The following is a 15,602-nucleotide window of genomic DNA, read 5'->3' on the forward strand; positions in this document are numbered from 1 at the left end:
CATGAACGAACCCAAACAATACGGCTTCTACATCGACACCACCAAGTGCACCGGATGCAAGACCTGTCACGTCAGTTGCAAGGACCGCAGCGACCTGCCCAAAGGCCTGAAGTGGCGGCGGGTTTATGAATACGGTGGTGGCAGTTGGCAGGAAAACGGCGACGGCACGGTTGAGCAGAACGTTTACAGCTACTACGTGTCCATCGGCTGCAACCACTGTGACAACCCGGTCTGCGTCGAAGTGTGTCCGGTAGGCTCCATGCACAAGCGGCGCAGCGATGGCCTGGTACACGTCGATCCGGCGGTCTGCATCGGCTGTGAAGCCTGTGCCTTTGCCTGCCCCTATGATGCGCCACAGTTTGACCGCGAACGCGGCATCATGACCAAGTGTGACGGCTGCTATGAGCGACTGGCTGTGGGAAGAAAACCCATCTGTGTTGAGTGTTGCCCGCTCAGGGCGATGGACTTCGGGCCGATGGATGAACTGCGGGCGCGTTACGGCGCCATTGCGGACATCAACCCGCTGCCCTCCTCCACCATCACCAAGCCGAACCTGTGCATCAAGCAGAACCGTAACGCCCAGGATGGCGGTGACGTGCTCAATGAGTTTGAGGTCTGAACAAAGGGAGGCTGACGCCTCCCTGAGATGGCATCGGCGTTGCCGCCCGTTACGCTGACAGCAGCCCCCAGGCCAGCAAGCCCCCCAGCAGCATCCAGACCAGAGGCAAGCCCATCGCTGCACCACGGTTCGACGCCTCATGTTCCGGCTGTTGCGCCAGTTGAATCAGCTCAGCCAATTGTTCCGCTACTCGTGCGGAGGGGTACTCGGTGCCACTGGCAACGTGAGTCAGAGCAGACTGCAAACGATCGAGGCGGAAGGTGCGGCGACTGCCGCGCAACACGCAGACACCCTCCAGGTATTGGCGTCCCTCATCGGTGACAAAGAAGCGACACAGGCGCACATCCCGTTTCGAGATCTGACCGTCGCGATCCGCGTAGTCAAAACGGCAACGAATCACCGGTAGAGTAATGCTGCACAGTTCCCGTATCGTCGCAGTGGATTCCATCCCCTGGCTCCTTCAAATTAATGGCCTGAAAACCATAAAAAAACGCCCGCCAAAAGGCGAGCGTTTTTGTCCCGAACCGGATTACCCGGCGATCGCTTTTTTCGACAGCTCGGTGATGCGCTGCCAGTCGCCATTGGCGATAGCGTCGGCCGGTGCCACCCAACTGCCCCCAACGCAAGCCACATTGGCCAGGGCCAGGTAGTCGTGGTAGTTGTCCGGGCCGATGCCGCCGGTGGGACAGAAGGTCAAGCCAGCCAGCGGGCCTGCCATCGCTTTAAGCGCCTTGGCGCCGCCACTGGATTCGGCCGGGAAAAATTTCAGGTGGTCGTAGCCCTGTTCCAGCGCCTTCATCGCATCGGACACCGAGGCAACGCCCGGGATCAGGGCAATGGGCGCGCGCTTGCCCGCTTCCAGCAGACTCTTGGTGGCACCGGGGCTGATGGCAAACTGGGCGCCGGCCTCAATGACCGCATCCAGTTGCTCCGGTGTCAGCACCGTCCCCGCACCCACCAGCGCTTCAGGAACGGCCTGACGAATCGCGCTGATGGCGTCCAATGCGCAATCGGTACGCAGGGTCACCTCGAGGATCTCGATGCCCCCGGCGACCAGCGCTTTGGCCAGCGGCACCGCCTGGTCCAGTTGCTCAATCACCATCACCGGCACTACCTTGCTGCGGGCGAAGATTTCGCTGGGCGAATAAAGCCAGGTTGCAGACATAGGATTTCCTTATTTCAACAGAGCCGACGCACCCAACTCCGGGCTGGCTAACAGGTTACGGAACTGGCTGAAGAGCTCGCGCCCCATGCCTTCATTGTTGCCGGACAGTTCCGGCTGTTGGATCTGGCGCTGTGCCAGTTCGGCATCGCTAACCAACAGCTGCAACTCGCCCTTCTCGGCGTCGAGGCGCAGCATGTCGCCATTCTGAATCTTCGCCAGCAAACCACCATCCAGCGCTTCCGGGGTTACGTGGATCGCAGCGGGCACCTTTCCGGACGCGCCGGACATACGGCCGTCGGTCACCAGTGCGACCTTGAAACCGCGGTCCTGCAGCACAGCCAGCGGCGGCGTCAGCTTGTGCAGCTCCGGCATGCCGTTGGCTTTCGGGCCCTGATAGCGCACCACCACAATGCAATCGCGGTCCAGTTCACCGGATTTAAAGGAGGCATCGAGGTCGTGCTGGTCTTCAAACACCACTGCGGGCGCCTCGACGACCCGGTGTTCCGGCGCCACGGCAGACACCTTAATCACCGCACGGCCAAGGTTGCCATTGAGCAGGTTCAGGCCACCACTTTGCTGGAACGGGTTGGTGGCCGGGCGCAATACGCTCTCATCACCAGAATCGGACTCGGCGTCCACCCAGCGCAACTGACCGGCTTCCAGCACTGGCTGCTTGGTGTACAGGTCCAGTCCCTCACCCGCTACGGTTCGTACGTCGGCATGCATAAAGCCGCCGGCCAGCAGTTCGCGGATCAGGAATGCCATACCGCCCGCGGCCTGGAAGTGGTTGATGTCTGCTTCGCCGTTGGGGTACACCCGGGCCAGCAGCGGAACGGCGGCAGAGATCTCGGCGAAATCCTGCCAGGTCACCTGGATCCCCGCGGCGCGGGCCATCGCGACCAGATGCATGGTCAGGTTGGTGGAGCCACCGGTGGCCAACAATGCCACGATGCCATTCACCACGGCTTTCTCGTCGTAGATTTCAGCCAGGCTCAGGCCCGCTTCACCCTGGGCATGACGACACACCTGTTTCGCCGCGGCGTCGGTAAAGGCCACACGCAGTTCACTGGTGGGGTTCACAAATGAAGAGCCCGGCAGTTGCAGGCCCATCGCTTCGATCACCAATTGGTTGGAGTTGGCGGTGCCGTAGAAGGTACAGGTGCCGGGGCTGTGGTAAGAAGCGGACTCCGCTTCCAGCAGCGCATCGTCACCCACCTTGCCCTGGGCATATTCCTGGCGAACCCGGGCTTTCTCTTTATTCGGCAGCCCGGACGGCATCGGGCCGGCCGGAACGAACAGCGTCGGCAGGTGGCCAAAGCTCAGGGCGCCCATCATCAGGCCGGGAACGATCTTGTCGCAAATTCCCAGCAGCAGCACACCGTCGAACATGGCATGGGACAGGCCCACTGCGGTCGCCATCGCGATCACTTCCCTGCTAAGCAGGCTCAGCTCCATACCGGGTTGGCCCTGAGTCACACCGTCACACATGGCAGGAACGCCACCCGCAACCTGAGCCACTGAGCCAATCTCACGGCAAGCGGCCTTGATCGCCTCCGGGTAGGTGGCGTAGGGCTGGTGCGCCGACAGCATGTCGTTGTAGGCGGTGATAATGCCGATATTGGACTTGTTGAACTGCTTCAGGTCGGACTTATCGGCCTGGCCACAACCGGCAAACCCGTGTGCCAGGTTACTGCAGGAAAGCTGGCGACGCTGAACGCCGCGCTGGCGCAGGTTGTCGATGCGCTCAAGGTAAGCGGCACGGCTGTCCCGGCTGCGCTTGATGATTCGCTGGGTAACTGTGTCGATGGTCGGGTTCAGCATCAGGCTTTACTCCAATAAACGTCGACGGGCACCTTACGCTGGTCCAGCACTGCGCGGATGGGCATGGCCATTACGTCTTTGCTGGAAAGCGCCTCGTCCAATACCGCCTTTTTGCTTTCACCGGACAGATGCAGGTAGATCTGGCGGGCGTTCAGAAGGCTGTGAAGTGACAGGGAAAGTCGTGGATGAGGCGCGGTGGTCGGACGCACTGCCAGGCACACGGCCTCAGTGGTCAGGCCGGCCTGCAACTCTTCAGAGCAGGGGAACAGCGAGGCGGTATGGCCGTCGTTGCCCATGCCCAGAATCACCACGTCAAACGGACGCGGCAGATTGGACAGGGTTTCCGCCGTCATGGCAGCACCGGCTTCCGGCGTGCCGTGGATGTTATACATCCCGCGGAACTTCGCTTTGGCGGCATTCCCCACCAGCAAGTGCTCCCGCACCAGGCGCTCATTACTGTCGGCATGGTCTGCGGGCAACCAGCGTTCATCGGCCAGAGTGATGTACACCTCCTGCCAGTCGATGGGCATGGTGCGCAGCTTGTGAAACAGCGGCACCGGCGTGCTGCCGCCGGAGACCACCAGAGAGGCTTGTCCGCGGCTGTCCACGGCGGCCTGAAGGGCGTCGGCGATGCGCTGAGCCAAAACGGCAACCAGCTCATCGCTCTGCTCGAAGGTTTTTAGAACCGGAAGGGCAATCGCAGACATCGCTTACTCCTCCCAGGAACGACCATCGCGGGTGATCAGCGCCACAGACGCGACCGGCCCCCAGGTCCCGGCAGGATAGCTCTTCGGCGGCTCATTGGAGCGAGCCCAGGCATCCAGGATGGAGTCACACCACTTCCACGCCTGCTCCACCTCATCACGACGGACGAACAGCGCCTGATTACCCAGCATGCACTCCAGCAACAGACGCTCATAAGCATCCGCGATGCGTTCGTTCTTGAAGGTATCGGAGAATGACAGGTCAAGTTTGGTGGTCTGCAGGCGCTGGGTTTGGTCCAGCCCCGGCACCTTGTTCATCATCTGAATCTCAACCCCTTCATGGGGCTGCAGACGGATGGTCAGCTTGTTGGGCGGCAGTTGGCGGTAGCTATCGCGGTACAGGTTGTGCGGCGGGTTCTTAAAGTGCACCACGATTTCGGAGTGCTTGAACGGCATCCGCTTGCCGGTACGCAGGTAGAACGGCACGCCGGCCCAACGCCAGTTGTCGATGTCGACGCGAAGGGCGGCAAAGGTCTCGGTGTTACTGTCGAGGTTGGCGCCCTCCTCCTCCAGGTAACCGGGAACCGGCTGCCCCTTCAGGAAGCCTGCGGTGTACTGGCCCCGCACGGTATTTTCGTAGATGTTTTCCTGGTTAATCGGGCGCAGGGATTTGATCACCTTCACCTTCTCATCCCGGATGGAGTCGGCATTCAGATTGACCGGCGGGTCCATCGCGACCAGCGCCAGCACCTGCAGCAGGTGGTTCTGGATCATATCGCGCATCTGGCCGGCTTTATCGAAGTAGTCCCAACGGCCTTCGATACCCACCTCTTCCGCAACGGTGATCTGAACATGATCAATCGTACGGTTATCCCATTTGGACGCGAACAGGGAGTTGGCAAAGCGCAGCGCCACCAGGTTCTGTACCGTCTCTTTACCCAGGTAGTGGTCGATACGGTAGATCTGGCTCTCTTCGAAGTAGGCTGCGACCTGATCGTTGATCACCATGCTGCTGGCCAGGTCATGGCCGATTGGCTTCTCCAGTACCACGCGGGTATCGGGCTGGATCAGGTTATTGGCCTGCAGGCAGCCACAGATGGTGCCGTAGATGGCCGGCGGGGTGGCGAAGTAATTGACCATCACATGGTCTTCCTGCACCACATCACGCAGTGCCTGATAGCCTTCGCTGTCGGTAAAATCGAGCCCTACATACACCAAGCGCGCCATAAAGCGCACTAAGGTTTCATCACAGAGGGTTTCTTTTACGAAGGTGTTGAGCGCTTCGGAGACCACGGACAGGTACTCCTCCTGCGACAGAGGTTGCCGGGCAACACCCACGATGCGGGTTTGCGAATGCAACAGCCCCGCTTTGTCCAACTGATATAAAGAGGGGAGCAACTTACGGCGGGCCAGATCCCCCCGAGTGCCAAACAGGACAAAATCACATGGCTTCATCGCCGAGTCACTTGCCATTGTCACATCCAACTCCTTGTTTCGGCGGCGCACCGCAGAATGATGTAATTTAACTACATTAGAATGAAAAAATCCGGCAAGCGCAAGTGCTTAGCGCGGCGCATTGCTGGCTAACTTTCAATATTGTTTGTAATATACCGGAACACTGTCCACTTCGCTGAACCGGATTATCGAAGGGTCATGGCTAAACAGTATAGTGACTGCCAATCACCTCTCGAACTCCTTTCTGTGGCGGGTGGGAACTGCATCAGGGAAAAGAGTCCAGATTGAATGAATACGCTCGAAAAGATCCAAAAAAGCCTGCCTAACTTCAGTAAGTCTGAGCGCAAAGTGGCCGAAGTGATCCTGGCTAACCCACAGACCGCCATTCAGTCCAGTATCGCGACTCTGGCCAAGATGGCCGACGTCAGTGAACCGACCGTCAACCGCTTCTGCCGCAGGCTTGATACCAAGGGCTTCCCCGACTTCAAACTGCACCTCGCGCAAAGCCTGGCCAATGGCACTCCCTATGTTTCCCGCCATGTCGAAGTGAACGACTCCGCCGAGGCATACAGCAACAAGATTTTTGAATCCTCGATGGCCGCACTGGACTCCGCCCGCCAGTCGATCAACCCCGACCAGATCAACCGCGCCGTGGACATGCTGACACAGGCGGACCAGATCTCCTTCTTCGGTTTGGGTGCCTCCTCCGCCGTTGCCCACGACGCCCTCAACAAATTCTTCCGCTTCAACGTGCCGGTGGTGTCTTTCGATGACGTACTGATGATGCGCATGAGCTGCATCAACGCCCGTGAAGGCGCAGTACTGGTGCTGTTCAGCCACACCGGACGAACCAAGACGCTGGTGGAGATTGCCCGTCTGGCCAAAGAGAACCATGCCCAGGTGATTGCGGTCACCAGCAAGGATTCCCCCCTGGCTAAAGAAGCCACACTGGCGGTCACCATGGATGTGCCGGAAGACACCGATCTCTATATGCCGATGGCCTCCCGCCTGGCCCAGATGGTGGCCGTGGATGTATTGGCTACCGGCTTCACCCTGCGCCGCGGCCCGCGTTTCCGTGAGAACCTCAAACGGGTCAAAGAAGCACTGAAAGAGTCGCGCTTCGAAAAGAACCCACCGCTGTAAATCTCCAAAGGGCCGGTCATCACCGGCCCTTATTCCATCCCCACCCAACTACACTTATCCTGCCTCGACCTTAACGCCCTTTTAGTGAGCTATTTTGACACCATAAATGTATGTAATTTTCTTTCATTTTCGGTGCGTTACTTGTAGCATCTGTAGCCAGTGAAGCAACGCATAAGCATCCCTGACGGAGTCAATCATGTTCCGAAGAACCAAGATTGTAACCACCCTAGGCCCGGCCACTGATCGCGATGACAACCTCGAAAAGATCATCCTAGCCGGTGCCAACGTGGTGCGGATGAACTTCTCGCACGGCAGCGCTGAAGACCACATCGCCCGGGCCGAAAAGGTTCGCGCACTGGCCGCCAAGCACCGCCGCCACGTCGCCATCCTCGGCGACCTGCAAGGCCCCAAGATCCGAGTATCCACCTTTAAAGACGGCAAAGTGCAGCTGGCCCAGGGCGCGCCCTTTGTGCTGGACAGCGCAATGGCCAAAGGTGAAGGCGACGAGCACGCCGTTGGCCTCGACTACAAAGCCCTCCCCGATGACGTCGTACCCGGCGACATCCTGCTGCTGGACGATGGCCGGGTACAGCTGCGCGTAGAGCGCGTCGATGGCACCAAGGTGCACACCACCGTGACCGTAGCCGGCCCCCTCTCCAACAATAAAGGGATCAACAAACTTGGCGGTGGCCTCTCTGCTGCGGCGTTGACCGACAAGGACAAAGAGGACATCAAAACCGCCGCGAAGATCGACGTCGACTACCTCGCCGTTTCCTTCCCCCGCAGCGGTGACGACCTGAACTATGCCCGCCAACTGGCCCGTGAAGCCGGCTGCCGTGGCCTGATTGTGGCCAAGGTCGAGCGCGCTGAAGCGGTGGTGGACGATGCCGCCATGGACGACGTGATCCTCGCCTCCGATGTGGTGATGGTGGCTCGTGGTGACCTGGGCGTTGAGATTGGCGACCCGGAACTGGTTGGCGTGCAGAAGAAGCTGATTGCCCGCTCCCGCCAGTTGAACCGCGTCGTGATCACCGCCACCCAGATGATGGAGTCGATGATCACCAACCCGATGCCGACCCGCGCCGAGGTGATGGACGTGGCCAACGCGGTACTGGACGGCACCGATGCCGTGATGTTGTCGGCCGAAACCGCAGCGGGCAGCTATCCGGAAGAGACCGTTCAGGCCATGGCACGGGTTTGTATTGGCGCCGAAAAACACCCTCGCGTGGTGGTGTCCAAGCATCGTCTTGAAGAGAAGTTCAAGACCGTTGAGGAGACCATCGCCCTGGCAACCATGTACGCCGCCAACCACCTCGATGGCGTCAAGGCCATCGTGGCGCTGACCGAGTCCGGCAACACGCCCCTGATCATGAGTCGCATCACTTCGCCGCTGCCGATCATTGCGCTGTCGCGTCACGCGTCCTGCCTGAACCGCCTGGCGCTGTACCGCGGTGTACACCCGATTCAGTTCGACTCCACCGAGCACACCGAAAACACCATCGTGAAAGCCGCGATTGAGTGCATTGTGGCCGAGGGCCTGCTCACTGCCGGTGACAAAGTACTGATGACCAAAGGCGACATGATGGAAACCGTCGGCGGCACCAACACCTGTAAGATCGTGACCGTTGAGTGATTCAACCAGCGTCCACAGAAAGGGGAGCCATTTGGCTCCCCTTTCTTTTTGCTGTGGCATTCTGCGCGCCAGCGGTAACAACTCCCTGCCCAGCGCCTTTGGCGTTGGCACGCCAGCGAAAACGCCACAAAAAAACCGGCCAGATGGCCGGTTTTTAATTTCGTGAGGGCTTAACCGATGTGGGTCAGGCCACCCATGTAGGGGCGCAGCGCTTCCGGGATCTCAATGCGGCCGTCAGCTTGCTGGTAGTTTTCCAGAATGGCCACCAGGGTACGACCTACAGCCAGGCCGGAACCGTTCAGGGTGTGCAACAGTTCAGGCTTCTTCTCACCGGTGCGGCGGAAACGGGCCATCATGCGGCGGGCCTGGAAATCCCCCACGTTGGAGCAGGAGGAGATCTCACGGTACTTGTTCTGGCTCGGTACCCAGACTTCCAGATCGTAGGTTTTGGTGGCACCAAAGCCCATATCACCGGTGCACAGCACCACTCTGCGGTAAGGCAGGCCCAGCAGTTGCAGAACCTTCTCTGCGTGGCCGGTCAGCTCTTCCAGAGCCGCCATGGAGTCTTCCGGTTTAACCAGTTGAACCAGCTCAACCTTGTCGAACTGGTGCTGGCGGATCAGGCCACGAGTGTCACGACCGGAGGAGCCCGCTTCACTGCGGAAGCAGGGAGTATGCGCGGTCATGCGTACCGGCAGGTCCGCCTCGTCTAGGATCTCATCGCGGGCGAAGTTGGTCAGCGGCACTTCAGCGGTCGGGATCAGAGACAGCTTGCGGTCGCTGTCTTCAGACAGCGGCTGGGTGTGGAACAGGTCTTCACCAAACTTAGGCAGCTGGCCGGTGCCGAACAGGCTGTCCGGATTCACCAGGTACGGCACGTACATCTCGCTGTAGCCGTGTTCGGTGGTGTGCAGGTCCAGCATAAACTGGGCCAGTGCACGGTGCATGCGGGCTACCTGGCCGCGCATCACCACGAAACGGGAACCGGAGAGCTTGGCTGCCATCGCAAAATCGATGCCGTTCATCGCTTCGCCCAGATCGACGTGATCTTTGATCTCGAAATCGAACTGACGCGGCTCACCCCAGCGGCTGACTTCAACGTTCTCGTCTTCGTCAGCGCCCACCGGCACAGACTCGTGCGGCAGGTTGGGAATGCCAGCGGCGATATCATCCAGCTCGGCCATCAGGTCGTTCAGTTCGGCTTTCTTAGCGTCGAGTTGGCCACCCAGCTCAGACACTTCAGCCAGCAGAGGCTCGATATCTTCGCCACGGGCTTTGGCCTGACCGATGGACTTGGAGCGACTGTTACGCTCAGCTTGCAGCTGCTCGGTTTCCACCTGCAGCGACTTGCGGCGCTCTTCCAGTTCATTAAGACGGGTGACATCCAGGATGTAACCGCGAGTGGCGAGGCGCTCGGCGGTCTGTGCCAGGTCGGCACGGAGAAGTTTGCTGTCTAACATATCGCTCTTTTCTTGAATTTACTGGTCTTTCAACCGGTTACTTCAATACCTTGGGACAAAACTGCCAAAAAAGCCGAGCGTTGGCCCAACGGAGTATCATTTTTGTGTCAGTACTTTATCACAGAAACCAAAGGCCATACATCAGGCCCCACGCTGCCCCAGCTCACACTATTTCAGTCTATAAGGAAAACTCTATTACAGCCTGATGGGCTCTGGCCCGGAGCCAGCTCGAAAACGTCATTGCTCTGCCTTAGCGGCCACACCAGTTTGTGGCAAAAAAACGGCCGCATCAGCGGCCGGTTTGTAATTGCGGATTAGGGGCCTATTTTTTTCCCGAATCGTAACTGCAGTTCGGAATCTCCGAGGCATCTGCCGGGATGGCACCGCTGATCATCACCACACACAGCTTCTCTTTGTCGGCGGTGCCCGCGAGGTCCACCTCGGAGATTACCGACGGCGTAAAGGTGGCGCCGGAACCGGCAAAGGTCAGGTCATTATCAACACCATCGTCAGCAATCCAATCCGCTGGCAACACGCAACCAAATGAGGGGGTTGCACTGCCCTGCAGAACCGGTTGATCCGGACAATCGCCAATGCTGCTGGTGACCGAGGCCGAGAAGGTTTTCTTGTCGCAACTGGTCCAGCCTTCAAACGCACCGGTTTTGTTATCAAGCGCGGCGGTGTAGCAGAAGATGCGTCCGCCGACGGTCAGAGCGGTTCCACTGCCGTCGCCGCCATCCTCACCATCCGCATCGAAGGCCACACCGATAAAGCGTTCAAATACCGTATCGGCGTCGTACTGCGAGATAGGGCCGGTTCCGGTCACGCCCGAATTGCTCTTGCGGGAGGTCACCTTAACGATAAAGTTACCGCTGGCACTGGTGTTGTAAGTCAATTCACCGCGGCTGTAGTAGCCCTGGTAGTAGTCCGCATCTGCCACGGCGGATTTCGACCCTGCCACCGGCTGATTGCTGATAGCCACATCGCCGCAATCGTAGTCATCGGTACTTTTGGTGCAAAGGGTGCAACTGGACGTTGGGTCGCTGGCGGACGCGTTAAAGCTGCTGCTCCCACAGTCATACAACGCCCAGTCTGCCAGCAGCGTATTGTTGATCTCGTGGAATGGGTAAGCGTTCAACGGCATCGATGAGGGGCTGTCGCCGTAGTTTTCAATGGGGTCGACGTAGATGGCCCGTCCCATAAACTGAGTCCGGGTGCTGGTGAACGGTGAGATGATGATCGACCGCTGAGGAAAATTGGCCGTGCTGGCGGCGTACTCGTAATCCTCGGGGTCTGTCTCATAATTCTTGGATTGGGAGGCAAAGTCTTTGAGGATGGTTTCAACCCGAGTCTGGTACTCTGCCACAGTCGCCGTGCTGGCCAGGTGATTGCGGGTCATCACCTCCTGATTCACCTGCTGCCAGTCGGGCATCAGGACGTAATGGCCGTTGATGCGCATCAGTCGGCAGGCTTCAAGATACGCGTCCCCCGCATTCGCCTCGCGGAAGGCGTCGCCATCCAGGTAGTAGCGTTTGTTGCCCCAACGACCGCTGTCGTAGCTGTAGTGATTTTCCAGACGATCCGCACCACCACTGCCTGCATCAAAGTGATCCGCGCAGCAGCGGTTACACAGCGCCACGGCCTGACTGGTGCCAGTTGCCAAAGAGGTGCCGGTGGGCTTAACCGAGGTGCCAATCTGTTCCCAGTAAAGTTCAGAGTCCGCCCACTTGAGCTGCACCGGGTTATTGGTGTCGGCGCTGGTCAGCGACTTCTCACAGTTGCAACTGACGGTAAGGTTGTCCTCCTGCACAATCTTCTGGTCGTCGCCGTTGTCGAAGTTGATGGAATCGAACTGCACTAACACGATGCCGTCTTTGCTTTCGACTTCCGGCAACGGTTTGGAGGTTTCCCGCTTGCTGCCGTCACCCAAATCAATGTCGATCACGTCCGGGGCCGCCGCATCCTGGTGGGCGACGGTCGGTGAGTCACCTGCCAAGCCGGCTGCGCCCCCGGAAGAGGCGGTGCCGGTATCGGGGTTGGTTGGAGACAGGGTATAGGGCAAAGACAGCGTCTGGGAGCGGCCATTGGCATCGGTCCAGCTGACGTTAACCACAATCGCTTTCTGCTCGACCGTGTCCGCAGGGTCCGTCGTCGCAACGTAAGCGCCGCCCTCCAGCTTATAGTCGGTGACCTGCCAGCTGAGGGCAAAGTTGTGGGACTTGTACACCACATTGGTGCCGGCGGTCAGCTCATCAGAGCGGCCGCCTGCATTGTTGGCGATGTCTGCGAAATCAAAGCCCCCCACCCCATCGTCGAATGAGAAGCTGCGCAGATCGTCCAGCTTGGCGTGCGCCAGTTTCAGTGCGACCTCCCGCTGGCTGGTCGACGATGTGGCTTTAAGAAAATCGCCCTGCAGTCGGGTAAGTGCCGCAATACCCAGGCCTATCACGAGGGCGGCAATCAGAACCTCGATAAGACCGAAACCGCGTTGTTTTTTGCGCAGTGTCATATCGCTTTCCTTAGTCAGAAGTCTTTCCAGCTGCCCGCCACACGGACCAGCGGCCGGAAGGTGCCTAAAGTATCTTCGTCAAACGCCCCAAAAACTTCCGGATGCCAGGCAACGGCAGCGCTGCCATTCATATTGGGTACTTCATCGCTATTGCTCATTACCGCACCGTAGACCAGCGCCGTACCAGACAACTTCACACTGGCGTCAACGACGCCATTGTCCGGGCTGCTGTCGAAGGCAAACAGCACGCCATAGCTGGGGCCGGTTTTGAGGTCGAGGTCAGCATCCACCGCCACCAAAATGACCGGCGCGGTCGGAGTGCCAATGGTGCCGACACTGCAGCTCGTTAAACCGCTGCCCTCAAACACAAAAATCCCGGTGTCACTGCTGGTCAGGCTGGCACAGTCATCGATCTTGATGGCACCGCGTTGGTAGATCTGTTCCCAGTTTTCGGTGGAGATGCCGAAGGCAAACTCAAACATGTCCTGAGGAAAGCTCGGATCATCAATCACGATATCCTGACCACCCTGGACAAAATCACTCTTGGTGGAGCCCTTCGACTTTTCCGAATACACACGGTTGCCCGTGTTGCAGGCCCCTCCGCCAATGGCGAACTCCTCCACCCCACAGGTGGTCGCGGCACCGGTAAAATCGTCGGTGGTCCCGGCCCAGATCGACAGTGGCACGCCGGTGCCTCCACCATTAGGGTTGGCACCGATATCCAGCGTGCCATTGAACTTGCTGGCACTGGCCAGGGTTAACGGCGCCGGGTCACCCAGGTTAAACAACGGGGTCAGCCCGAAAATCTCCGAAACCACGGCGGCGCTGCCACCATCGCTGGCCTCATATTCCGCCCGAATGGTGACGGGTAACGCCTCTTCGATATTGGCCGGTGACTGGGCATTGCACTCCCAGGTGGCCGTCACCTCTTCACTGGTCCCCGGAATCATCACCTGGGCCTGATTGTCCGGATTGCTCTCACTGGTGGGCAGGTCCGGGTCCTTGAGGCATATCGTGGCAAAATCCGACAGCAGTAACCGGGAAGCGGCTTCCAGTCCCGATTCGGCATAGGAGAAGGCCATGGTGTACTGCTGCTCGTTAAAGGAGATGCGCTTCTCCTTCAGCAACACCCTGCCCGCAAACAGGGTGACACTGGTCAGTATCAGCAACACCAACAAGGTGGTTCCGAGTGTGACAAAGCCCTGGCTATCCGTGCGCATAAGGTGGTCCTAGTAACTGTTATTTCTGAGCCTGACCCGCTGATTCAGGGTCAGGCTTAAACCCGGCTTATCCACGACGGCACCGGACAGGGTTACTTCGATGGATTGGATCAGGCGCTCGCCGCCAGCCTGCAGAGGCGGGTCCAGCAAAAACGTAAGTTCGGTGATCTCGATGTCAGCGCTGGTTAACGCGATGTCGGTGGCGGACCAGTCAATGTTGTCGCAATCCGCTTCCGCCGAGGTGTCGTCCCAGCCTCCCCTCAGAATGCGGCCGGAAACCATCTTGTAGCCAACCACATCGCCCTGGGCGAGCGTGGCCACCGCGTCCTGGTAGTCGTCCGTGTCGGACTTCAACACAATGCATTGATAGGGCCCACCATCGGCATGGCTGCCCCCGGTCGCCAGTAAATCCAGGTGGCGGGGGGTCCAGGTACCGCCGCCATCAATGCTGCCCGGCAGAAACATAAAGGCCTGGTTCTGGGCAGTATCGGTGTTATCGCGATTGACCAGCCCGTCAGCGCGGTAGCCCGCCCGGCGTATGTCTCTGGCGATCACGGTCATCGCCGTCTGAAGCTCCTGATTCAGGCGCGACAGCTCCAATGTGGTGCTGTTGGCCCGTAGGTTGCCGGAGAAGAAGGTAAGCAGTGCTGAAAGCAGAATCAGGCCCACCGCCGCGGCCACCATCAGTTCAACCAGGGTAAAGCCCTTAACGCGACCTCGATTCATGAGCAGGACTCCACGCCGAGTACCGAGTCTGCCCCTGTGGGCACGCAGATGTTGGCCAGGCCGGCATTGGTCAATCGCACACTGACCTGCACCGAATCCCCCATGGCAAAGGTGGTACTGCCACTGCCCTCATCGAGTGTGGTGCGGCGATTGGGAATAGACACCACGCCACTGCCGCCACTGAGGTAATCCGAGGTCATGGTCACATGGTCAAAATCGTCGCTGCTGCCGCCTCGAAGTCGGCCGTCACCGGCGATGCTGCATTGAGCGGCGCCTGCGCTGCTGCAGGAGGTGCAGGTATCTGGGGTGTCAGTGATCCGGTAGCACCAGCCACTGTCACTGCTGAGAAACTTGATGGTGACAGTGTCGAGGTTGCGTTTGATCGCCTCGGTCTTGGCCAGGTGGTAACTTTCAAAGAAGTCGAAAGCGGCGCCTTTTACCGTCAGGGTGCGGGACAAATTCTGGTAGGAGGGAACCGCCACGGCGATGAAAATCGCCAGGACGGTCAGGGCTATCAGCAGTTCAAGCAGGGTCAGTCCCTGATCTCGTCTGAACGCCATTGTTGTGACAGTGCTCACAATCAGTTCCCTCTGAATGCCACTTGCATGTATGCTTATTGTAAGCCTATTGCGATTTGCCCCTTATTTCAATTACATCTTGTACACATAGGACAGGGAACGTCATGCAGAAGCGCACCATTCAACAGGCCGGCGTCACCTTGGTCGAGCTGATGATTGTTATTGCCATTCTGGCCATTCTCACCGCCATCGCCGCCCCGTCGTATCAGCAATACGTGCTGGAAGCCCGTCGGGCGGAAGCGGTGGAATCCTTAATGAATGCTCAATTGCTGCTGGAGGAGTATCGGATCACCTGCGGCAGTTATGGCCAGCACGGCACCACCTTCGCAAGCTGCAGCAACATCAGCAGCGGTGAGATGAGCTCGGTGTTGGGGATGGAGTCGGACTATTACAGCTTTGCCCTGACCAGCAGCGGCGCCAGCTACACCCTGACCGCGACCGCTAAGGACGGACAGACCGATGATAAAGAGGGCTCGACCCGTTGCTCTCCGCTAACGCTGAATCAATCTGATCAACGGGCCCCGACCGCCTGTTGGTAATTAATAAATCAGGTGTTTAACACCAGCACA

The 15,602-nt window shown here is 58.9% G+C and carries 14 protein-coding genes; 4 read left to right on the forward strand and 10 right to left on the reverse strand.

Features of this window, described 5'->3' with window-relative positions; translation table 11 throughout:
* Window position 1: 1 nt before the first annotated feature.
* Window positions 2-619, forward strand: a complete 618-nt coding sequence (locus FBAL_RS09985; protein WP_013345469.1) for a DMSO/selenate family reductase complex B subunit — start codon at window positions 2-4, stop codon at window positions 617-619.
* A gap of 49 nt (window positions 620-668) precedes the next feature.
* Here the strand turns inward: FBAL_RS09985 and FBAL_RS09990 are convergent, their stop codons facing one another.
* From FBAL_RS09990 to zwf, 5 genes are all read right to left on the reverse strand, one after another.
* Complete coding sequence (locus FBAL_RS09990) at window positions 669-1,067, reverse strand: WYL domain-containing protein (protein ID WP_013345470.1); 399 nt, start codon at window positions 1,065-1,067, stop codon at window positions 669-671.
* 81 nt (window positions 1,068-1,148) lie between these two features.
* A complete protein-coding gene (locus FBAL_RS09995; RefSeq protein ID WP_013345471.1) occupies window positions 1,149-1,784 on the reverse strand; it encodes a bifunctional 4-hydroxy-2-oxoglutarate aldolase/2-dehydro-3-deoxy-phosphogluconate aldolase in 636 nt (211 codons plus the stop codon).
* Between the two features lie 9 nt (window positions 1,785-1,793).
* Window positions 1,794-3,602 carry a phosphogluconate dehydratase gene (gene edd / locus FBAL_RS10000; RefSeq protein WP_041251663.1) on the reverse strand — a complete coding sequence of 603 codons (1,809 nt, stop codon included), beginning with the start codon at window positions 3,600-3,602 and terminating at the stop codon, window positions 1,794-1,796.
* A gap of 2 nt (window positions 3,603-3,604) precedes the next feature.
* Complete coding sequence (gene pgl / locus FBAL_RS10005) at window positions 3,605-4,312, reverse strand: 6-phosphogluconolactonase (RefSeq protein WP_013345473.1); 708 nt, start codon at window positions 4,310-4,312, stop codon at window positions 3,605-3,607.
* A 3-nt stretch (window positions 4,313-4,315) separates the two neighbouring features.
* Window positions 4,316-5,782, reverse strand: a complete 1,467-nt coding sequence (gene zwf / locus FBAL_RS10010) for a glucose-6-phosphate dehydrogenase (protein ID WP_013345474.1) — start codon at window positions 5,780-5,782, stop codon at window positions 4,316-4,318.
* Between the two features lie 270 nt (window positions 5,783-6,052).
* Between zwf and FBAL_RS10015 the strand changes: the two genes are divergently transcribed.
* Window positions 6,053-6,907 carry a MurR/RpiR family transcriptional regulator gene (locus FBAL_RS10015; RefSeq protein WP_013345475.1) on the forward strand — a complete coding sequence of 285 codons (855 nt, stop codon included), beginning with the start codon at window positions 6,053-6,055 and terminating at the stop codon, window positions 6,905-6,907.
* Between the two features lie 196 nt (window positions 6,908-7,103).
* Window positions 7,104-8,540 carry a pyruvate kinase gene (pyk, locus tag FBAL_RS10020; protein WP_013345476.1) on the forward strand — a complete coding sequence of 479 codons (1,437 nt, stop codon included), beginning with the start codon at window positions 7,104-7,106 and terminating at the stop codon, window positions 8,538-8,540.
* Between the two features lie 170 nt (window positions 8,541-8,710).
* Here the strand turns inward: pyk and serS are convergent, their stop codons facing one another.
* From serS to FBAL_RS19600, 5 genes are all read right to left on the reverse strand, one after another.
* Window positions 8,711-10,000: a serine--tRNA ligase gene (gene serS, locus FBAL_RS10025; RefSeq protein ID WP_013345477.1), complete on the reverse strand. Its 1,290-nt coding sequence runs from the start codon at window positions 9,998-10,000 to the stop codon at window positions 8,711-8,713.
* A gap of 322 nt (window positions 10,001-10,322) precedes the next feature.
* The gene (locus tag FBAL_RS10030; protein ID WP_013345478.1) at window positions 10,323-12,509 is read right to left on the reverse strand and encodes a prepilin-type N-terminal cleavage/methylation domain-containing protein; all 2,187 of its coding nucleotides are present in this window, start codon (window positions 12,507-12,509) and stop codon (window positions 10,323-10,325) included.
* 14 nt (window positions 12,510-12,523) lie between these two features.
* Window positions 12,524-13,729 carry a PilX N-terminal domain-containing pilus assembly protein gene (locus tag FBAL_RS10035; protein WP_013345479.1) on the reverse strand — a complete coding sequence of 402 codons (1,206 nt, stop codon included), beginning with the start codon at window positions 13,727-13,729 and terminating at the stop codon, window positions 12,524-12,526.
* Between the two features lie 9 nt (window positions 13,730-13,738).
* A complete protein-coding gene (locus FBAL_RS10040; RefSeq protein WP_013345480.1) occupies window positions 13,739-14,455 on the reverse strand; it encodes a PilW family protein in 717 nt (238 codons plus the stop codon).
* Window positions 14,452-15,015, reverse strand: coding sequence for a pilus assembly FimT family protein (locus FBAL_RS19600; RefSeq protein ID WP_013345481.1), 564 nt, complete (start codon window positions 15,013-15,015; stop codon window positions 14,452-14,454). The genes FBAL_RS10040 and FBAL_RS19600 overlap by 4 nt, the downstream gene beginning before the upstream one ends.
* 122 nt (window positions 15,016-15,137) lie before the next feature.
* Here FBAL_RS19600 and FBAL_RS10050 point away from each other — a divergent pair, with 122 nt between their 5' ends.
* Window positions 15,138-15,572, forward strand: a complete 435-nt coding sequence (locus FBAL_RS10050) for a type IV pilin protein (protein ID WP_013345482.1) — start codon at window positions 15,138-15,140, stop codon at window positions 15,570-15,572.
* Window positions 15,573-15,602 lie beyond the last annotated feature (30 nt).

The sequence above is a fragment of the Ferrimonas balearica DSM 9799 genome (assembly GCF_000148645.1).
GTDB classification, from domain to species: Bacteria; Pseudomonadota; Gammaproteobacteria; order Enterobacterales; family Shewanellaceae; genus Ferrimonas; species Ferrimonas balearica.

Excerpts from the sequence above, each read along its gene's own strand:
- FBAL_RS09985 (WP_013345469.1), top strand. The coding sequence starts at position 2 with ATGAACGAACCCAAACAATACGGCTTCTACATCGACACCACCAAGTGC.
- FBAL_RS09990 (WP_013345470.1), bottom strand. The coding sequence starts at position 1,067 with ATGGAATCCACTGCGACGATACGGGAACTGTGCAGCATTACTCTACCG.
- FBAL_RS09995 (WP_013345471.1), bottom strand. The coding sequence starts at position 1,784 with ATGTCTGCAACCTGGCTTTATTCGCCCAGCGAAATCTTCGCCCGCAGC.
- pgl (WP_013345473.1), bottom strand. The coding sequence starts at position 4,312 with ATGTCTGCGATTGCCCTTCCGGTTCTAAAAACCTTCGAGCAGAGCGAT.
- zwf (WP_013345474.1), bottom strand. The coding sequence starts at position 5,782 with ATGGCAAGTGACTCGGCGATGAAGCCATGTGATTTTGTCCTGTTTGGC.
- FBAL_RS10015 (WP_013345475.1), top strand. The coding sequence starts at position 6,053 with ATGAATACGCTCGAAAAGATCCAAAAAAGCCTGCCTAACTTCAGTAAG.
- pyk (WP_013345476.1), top strand. The coding sequence starts at position 7,104 with ATGTTCCGAAGAACCAAGATTGTAACCACCCTAGGCCCGGCCACTGAT.
- serS (WP_013345477.1), bottom strand. The coding sequence starts at position 10,000 with ATGTTAGACAGCAAACTTCTCCGTGCCGACCTGGCACAGACCGCCGAG.
- FBAL_RS10030 (WP_013345478.1), bottom strand. The coding sequence starts at position 12,509 with ATGACACTGCGCAAAAAACAACGCGGTTTCGGTCTTATCGAGGTTCTG.
- FBAL_RS10035 (WP_013345479.1), bottom strand. The coding sequence starts at position 13,729 with ATGCGCACGGATAGCCAGGGCTTTGTCACACTCGGAACCACCTTGTTG.
- FBAL_RS10040 (WP_013345480.1), bottom strand. The coding sequence starts at position 14,455 with ATGAATCGAGGTCGCGTTAAGGGCTTTACCCTGGTTGAACTGATGGTG.
- FBAL_RS19600 (WP_013345481.1), bottom strand. The coding sequence starts at position 15,015 with ATGGCGTTCAGACGAGATCAGGGACTGACCCTGCTTGAACTGCTGATA.
- FBAL_RS10050 (WP_013345482.1), top strand. The coding sequence starts at position 15,138 with ATGCAGAAGCGCACCATTCAACAGGCCGGCGTCACCTTGGTCGAGCTG.